This window comes from Microbacterium sp., assembly GCF_036566905.1.
In the GTDB taxonomy this organism is placed as follows: domain Bacteria; phylum Actinomycetota; class Actinomycetes; order Actinomycetales; family Microbacteriaceae; genus Microbacterium.
This window is the reverse complement of the sequence record NZ_DATCVK010000179.1, coordinates 1-6,646: the sequence shown is the minus strand read 5'-3', so window position 1 is coordinate 6,646 and position 6,646 is coordinate 1. Positions and strand designations below refer to the sequence as shown.

The 6,646-nt window shown below is 71.4% G+C and carries 6 protein-coding genes and 1 pseudogene; 5 read left to right on the top strand and 2 right to left on the bottom strand.

Annotation, left to right across the window (positions count from 1 at the left end; genetic code table 11):
- The 4 genes from VIP82_RS14865 to VIP82_RS14850 form a co-directional block, all read left to right on the top strand.
- On the top strand, positions 1-1,080 hold a 1,080-nt coding region (locus VIP82_RS14865), incomplete at its 5' end, for a PH domain-containing protein (protein ID WP_331909946.1).
- Complete coding sequence (locus tag VIP82_RS14860; protein ID WP_331909944.1) at positions 1,077-1,793, top strand: DUF2520 domain-containing protein; 717 nt, start codon at positions 1,077-1,079, stop codon at positions 1,791-1,793. The genes VIP82_RS14865 and VIP82_RS14860, both read left to right, overlap by 4 nt.
- Positions 1,790-2,635, top strand: coding sequence for a pantoate--beta-alanine ligase (gene panC / locus VIP82_RS14855; RefSeq protein ID WP_331909942.1), 846 nt, complete (start codon positions 1,790-1,792; stop codon positions 2,633-2,635). Before VIP82_RS14860 ends, panC begins: the two co-directional genes overlap by 4 nt.
- Positions 2,636-2,662: 27 nt before the next feature.
- Complete coding sequence (locus VIP82_RS14850) at positions 2,663-3,457, top strand: MBL fold metallo-hydrolase (protein WP_331909940.1); 795 nt, start codon at positions 2,663-2,665, stop codon at positions 3,455-3,457.
- 1 nt (position 3,458) lies between these two features.
- Here the strand turns inward: VIP82_RS14850 and VIP82_RS14845 are convergent, their stop codons facing one another.
- Complete coding sequence (locus VIP82_RS14845; protein WP_331909938.1) at positions 3,459-4,691, bottom strand: MFS transporter; 1,233 nt, start codon at positions 4,689-4,691, stop codon at positions 3,459-3,461.
- A gap of 219 nt (positions 4,692-4,910) precedes the next feature.
- Between VIP82_RS14845 and lysS the strand changes: the two genes are divergently transcribed.
- Positions 4,911-6,434, top strand: a complete 1,524-nt coding sequence (gene lysS, locus VIP82_RS14840; RefSeq protein WP_331909936.1) for a lysine--tRNA ligase — start codon at positions 4,911-4,913, stop codon at positions 6,432-6,434.
- 26 nt (positions 6,435-6,460) lie between these two features.
- Here lysS and VIP82_RS14835 read toward each other — a convergent pair.
- Positions 6,461-6,646 (bottom strand): annotated as a pseudogene (locus tag VIP82_RS14835) (DUF4192 family protein); the annotation flags it as partial.

Genomic DNA, 6,646 nt, shown 5'->3' with positions numbered 1-6,646 from the left:
GGGCCCGCGGGCGCCCCCGGCCCGCGGCGCGCGGGCAGGGTAGCGACACTGAGCCAGACCGTCGGGCGCGAGATCACCGGCCTCATCGAAGGCCCCGAAGCGCCGGTGACCGAGCTCGAATCCGTCGTGCACATCCCGGTCGGCCGGCTCGTCGCGTCCCACATCCTCAGCATGTCGACACTCGGGCTCCTGTTCGCGATCGCCGCGATCGTGATCGGTGTCAGCCAGGGCGTCACCTGGCTGCTGTTCGGCTTCGTTCCCGCGATCATCGGCTTCGGCGCCTACTGGGTGCGCTCGATCGTCCGCTCGCTGCGGTACGCGATCGCGCCGACGCCCGACGGCGTGCGGATCACGTTCGGCCTCTTCACGACCATCACCGAGATCGTGCCCCCGGGCCGCGTGCACGCGGTGGAGGTGACGCAGCCGATCATGTGGCGCCCCGCCGGCTGGTGGGCCGTCCGCATCAACCGCCTCACTGGTCGCAGCGCCGCCGACGGCAGCACGGACCAGTTCACGACGGCGCTGCCGGTCGGCACCGCCGCCGACGTCGAGCGCGTGCTGCGGCTGCTCCAGCCGGGGCTGCCCGACGACGAGCGGGCGCTCGTCGTGCAGCAGGGGATGTTCGGACCCGGCGAGACGGACACCTTCACGAACACGCCGAAGCGCGCATGGTGGATCCGCCCGCTCTCGTACCGTCGCAACGGCTTCCGTCTCACGCCTGACGTGCTCCTGATGCGTCGCGGCATCGTGTGGCGCAAGCTCGTGATCCTGCCGCTCGCCCGCTTGCAGAGCATCGGTCTATACCAGGGGCCGCTCGACCGCGCGTCGCGTGTGACGAACGTGCGTGCGCACGTCGTCGCCGGTCCGGTGTCGCCGTTCCTGGCAGCGGTCGACCGCGACAGTGCGCTCGCGCTGTTCGACGGCGTCGCGCGCGGTTCGGTCCGCGCCGCGTTCACCGACCGTACCCACCGCTGGGCAGAGGACGAGACGAACGTGCCGGAGGCGGCGGACCTCGTGCCCGCCGACCCCGCAGGTGCGAGTGCGCCCGCGGCCGCCGAGGCGGGGGAGGACCGCACATGACCCGTGACGGACGACTCGGAGTCGGCATCATCGGCGCCGGTCGCGTCGGACCGGTGCTCGGTGCCGCGCTCGGCGGCGCCGGACACGCGCTCGTCGGGATCACGCAGGGCTCCGACCAGGAGCGGGTCGAGGCGATCCTGCCGGGCGTCCCAGTACTGGACGCGACCGAGGTCGCCCGGCGCAGCGAACTCGTGATCATCGCCGTGCCGCACGACCAGCTCGAGGGGCTCGTCGCGGGTCTCGCCGAGGTGGGGGCGTGGCAGCCGGGACAGCTCGTTCTGCACACGGATCCGGCGTGGGGTGCCGGCATCCTGGCGCCTGCAGTGGCGAAGGGTGCGATCCCGCTCGCGGTCCACCCCGCGATCGAGTTCAGCGGCACCTCGATGGATCTGCGTGCCCTCGCCAGTGCCTACGCAGCCGTCACCGCTCCCGGACCCGTTCTTCCGATCGCGCAGGCTCTCGCGGTGGAGCTCGGCTGCGAGCCCGTCGTCGTGGACGAGTCGGCGCGGCCCGCGTACGGCGAGGCGATCGCGACAGCGCGGGTCTTCTCGCGGTCCATCGTGCACCAGGCGGCCGCTCTGCTGGCCGAGGCGGGCATCCCGTACCCGGGCTCGTTCCTGTCGGCTCTCGCGCACACGACGCTCGACCACGCGCTCGCCGAGGCCGGCTCTGGTCCGGTGACCGGCGAACCCCCCGCTACGATCCAAGGATGATCAGCACCATCGACGAGCTGCGTGCTCGGCTCGCCGAGGTCCGCGCTGCTGCACCCCAGGCCCGCGTCGCCCTCATCTCGACCATCGGGGCGCTCCACGACGGCCACATCGACCTCGTGCACCGAGCGCGTGAGGTCGCCGACATCGTCGTCGTCTCGGTGTTCGTCAACCCGCTGCGCTTCGCCTCGCCGGCGGAGTTCGCGGCGTATCCGCGCACGCCCGACGACGACGCCCGGCTGCTGGAGTCGCTCGGGGTCGACGTGGTCTTCGCACCCGACGCCAAGGAGCTGCTTCCCGACGGCTCGGCGACGACGAAGGTCACCGCCGGCGACCTCGGCCTGCGGTACGAGGGGCGGTCGCGCCCGTTCTACTTCGACGGCCTCCTCACGGTCGAGGCGAAGCTGTTCCATCTCGTGCAGCCCGACGTCGCCGTGTATGGCGAGCGGGATCGGCAGCGCGTCTTCCTCGTGCGTCGCATGATCCGCGACCTGTTCTTCGACGTCGAGGTGGCGACCGTCGAGACGGTGCGCGGTGACGACGGCCTTCCGGTGTCGACGCGCGTGGGGATGCTCGACGACCGTGACCTCGCCGCCGCGGCACTTCTCCCGGCGGCTCTCGACGCCGCCGCCGCGAACGCCGATCGCGGCATCGACGCATGCATCGCCGCCGCGCAGTCGGCGCTCATGGGCGAGCCGCGCATCCGCCTCGAGTACTTGAGCGTGGTGGATCCGACGACGTTCCTTCCGGTCGACGAGGGCACCAGCGGACCCGCGCTCGCGCTCATCGCTGCGACGGTGGCGGGCCACCGGCTGATCGACAACGCCGAGATCTACCTCGGCTGAGCGCGGACGCCGGACCGAGGAGACGACATGCGCATCACACGGATCGGCGGGCCGACGGCTCTCGTGGAGTGGGAGGGGTGGCGGATCCTCACCGATCCGACCTTCGACCCGCCGGGGCGCACCTACGCCTTCGCGCTGGGAACGACGTCGCGCAAGACCACGGGTCCCGCGATCGCCCTCGCCGACATCGGTGACGTCGACCTGGTGCTGCTGAGTCACCATCATCACGCCGACAACCTCGACGATGCGGGCCGCGCCGGCCTCGGCGTCGCGCGCACGGTGCTGACGACGGTCGCCGGTGCGAAGCAGCTGTCGGCCACGGGCGCCCACGCCGACGCGCGGGGTCTGCGGGCAGGAGACGCGGTCACCCTCACCGCCGAGGGCAAGCCCGACCTCGTCGTCACGGCGACCCCCTGCCGGCACGGCGCCCCGCTGACGCGTCCGATCGTCGGCCCGGTCATCGGCTTCTCCCTGGCGGGCGTGGGGGCCGCCCACCCGGCGCTGTGGATGACGGGCGACACCGTGATGCATCGCGCGCTGCGCCGCGTCGCCGCCGGCATGCACCCCGAGGTCGCCCTCGTGCACATCGGTGCGGTGAAGTTCCCGCTCACCGGACCGCTCGCATACACGATGGACGCCGACGACGCCATCGAGCTCATCGAACTCTGCGAACCGGGTGTTGCAATGCCCGTGCACGTCGAGGGATGGAGCCACTTCTCGCAGCAGGAGGAGGCGGCGACCCGGGTGCTCGCGGCAGCGCCCGGAGCGGTGCGCGAGCGCGTCCGGTGGGCGCCGCTCGGCGAGCCGATCGACCTCCCCTGACTCAGCGCGTGCTCTCCCCCGACTGCGCACGCGCCGCGGGCATCTGGCGACGCATGGCGATGCCCGCACCGAACGTCGCGACGAGGACGACCCCGGCGAAGACGAGCAGCACCGTCGTCTCGTCCGCGAACGTGAGACTCCACCCCACGAGCAGCACAGGCACGACGAGTCCTCCGTAGGCGATGAGGAACAGGAGCGCGAGCGTCTCACCGCGCCGGCCGGGCGCCGCGAGCGCTCCCGCCCCGGCGATGGCCGAGCGGAACATGATCCCCGCGCCGGCGCCCGCGACGATGCCGCCGACGATGAAGAGGCCGAGGACGGGTGCGACCGCGCCTGCGGAGATCAAGACGAGTCCGACGATGAAGCACGCGATCGCGATGACGAGCTGCGTCCGTTGCGCGACCCGCACGAACACGAGCTGGGCGGTTGCCGCGGCCCCGAAGATCGCGAAGACCGTCGCGCCGTCGACGAGATGGTCCGACACGTGAAAGGTCTCGTGCAAGTAGGTCGGCGTGAGCGACGTGAAGAGCGCGAAGAGAGCGAATGATGCGGCCGCACCGACACCGGCCGCGGCGAATGCCGGGCGGGATCCGGGCGGGAAGGCGAGCCGCTGCGGGCGGTACGCCGGGCGGCCCGCGGAGATGTCGACCGTCTCGGGCACGGCGCGGAGCACCGCCGCAGCGGCGAGGAAGAGCACGAGGAAGACGATGTGCGGCAGCTCGAGGGGATCCGGGAGGAACTCGGCGAAGAGCCCGCCGATGAGCCGGCCGAGGGCGAGTCCGCCGAGATTGGCCGCGCCTGCCACCGAAGCGGCGATGATCGCCGTCTCTCCCGGCCGTGCTCGCGCGCGCAGTTCGGCGAGGTGGGCTGTTGCCCCGGCAGTCAGCGTTCCGACGCTCACACCGTCGATGAAGCGTGCGGTGATGAGACCGGGCACGGAGTTCCACAGGATGAAGACGACGGCCGCGCCCGCGGAGATGAGGACTGCGACGATGGCCATCCGCCGCCGTCCGGCCCAGTCGCTGATGTGACCGATCAGGAAGAGACTGAACACGACGCCGACCGCGAACGCCGAGAAGATGAGTGTCACCACCGGCACGGGGAAGTCGTCCGCGGCCTGATAGAGCGGGTACAGCGGAGTGGGAACCGTCGCATACGCCGTCACTGTCGTGAAGGCGGCCGCCACACACCAGAAGCCGCTGCCAGCCGACATCGTGGAGTGAGCTCGCGACATGGTCACGATCCGTTCGATCGAGGGAGCGCCCCGAGAAGCGTCTCCGACCCTACTCGTCGGCGGAAAGCCGGCCAAGGGCTGTCGTGCCGAGCCCGGCCGGAGGATCGCCCTGCAGCTCGCGATCGTCAGGCGCCGCACGATCAGAAAGGCCGGAGGCGCCCGCCGATAGACTTGGGGGTCCGCGTTCCGCGGCGAACACCCCATTGAGGAGCCCATCCCGTGACCGACACGACCTCGCCTGCCGAGACCGCCGAGCCGACCGAAGAAGAAGTCTTCGAGCAGAAGGCCGTTCGGCTGGCCAAGCGCGAGCGTCTGATCGCGGAGCGGACGGATGCCGCGGGCGGGGCGTACCCGGTCAGCGTGCCGATCACCGACACGATCCCCGCGCTGCGCGAGCGCTACGGCGACCTCGAGGCGGGCGCCGAGACCGGCGTGACCGCGTCCGTCGCGGGCCGCGTCGTGTTCAGCCGCAACACCGGCAAGCTCTGCTTCGCAAGCCTGCAGGCCGGCGACGGAAGCCGCATCCAGGCGATGGTGTCGCTGGCGGCGGTCGGCGAGGAGTCGCTGCAGGCCTGGAAGGAACTCGTCGACCTCGGCGACCACGTCTTCGTGTCGGGTGAGGTCATCTCGAGCCGTCGCGGCGAGCTGTCGATCATGGTGTCGGACTGGCGCATCGCATCGAAGGCGGTCCTGCCGCTCCCCAACGTCTACGGCGAGCTCAGCGAGGAGAGCCGCGTCCGCAGCCGCTTCCTCGACCTCATCGTGCGCGACCGTGCGCGCGAGACGGTCGTCGCCCGCGCGAAGGTGAACGCGAGCCTGCGTGCGACGTTCGCGTCGCACGACTTCATCGAGGTCGAGACCCCCATGCTGCAGGTGCAGCACGGCGGCGCGTCCGCCCGCCCCTTCATCACGCACGCGAACGCGTTCGACGCCGACCTGTACCTGCGCATCGCTCCCGAGCTCTTCCTCAAGCGCGCGGTGGTCGGCGGCATCGACCGCGTGTTCGAGATCAACCGCAACTTCCGCAACGAGGGCGCCGACTCCACGCACAGCCCCGAGTTCGCCATGCTCGAGGCCTATCAGGCGTACAGCGACTACAACGGCATCGCCGACCTCACGCAGGAGCTCATCCAGAACGCCGCGATCGCGGTCGCCGGGTCGACCACCGTCACCTGGGCCGACGGCACGGAATACGAGCTCGGCGGCCAGTGGGACCGCCTCTCGATGTACGAGTCGCTGTCGGAGGCGGCCGGCCGCACGATCACGCCCGAGACGCCGTTCGACGAGCTCGTGGCGCTCGCCGAGGCGGAGGGCGTCGACCTGCCGCCCCACGCGATCCACGGCAAGCTCGTCGAGGAGCTGTGGGAGCACTTCGTCAAGCCCGGCCTGACCCGGCCCACCTTCGTGATGGACTTCCCGCTCGACACCAGCCCGCTCGTGCGCGAGCACCGCTCGATCGCCGGCGTCGTGGAGAAGTGGGACCTCTACGTGCGCGGCTTCGAGCTCGCGACGGGCTACTCCGAGCTCGTCGATCCGGTGATCCAGCGCGAGCGTTTCGTCGAGCAGGCCAAGCTCGCGGCGCGCGGCGACCTGGAGGCCATGCGCATCGACGACGAGTTCCTGCGCGCGCTCGAGCACGGCATGCCGCCGACCGGAGGCATGGGCATGGGCATCGACCGGCTGCTCATGGCGGTCACCGGCCTCGGCATCCGCGAGACGATCCTCTTCCCGCTCGTCAAGTAGCGCGCCCGCGCGCATGACGCGCGGCGTCACCGCGCGCTCGCGCGCCGGAACGCCCAGTCCGGCAGGTGCCCGGCGTGCACGAACGACAGCACGATCTGCGACAGTCCGTGCTCGGGTTCGATCTCGCAGGCCCGCTCGGCGTACGCGGCGGCGTGTGTCGAGCGCCCGAGCGCCCACGACAGCCACGCGCACATGGCGAGCGCGCCCGGCCG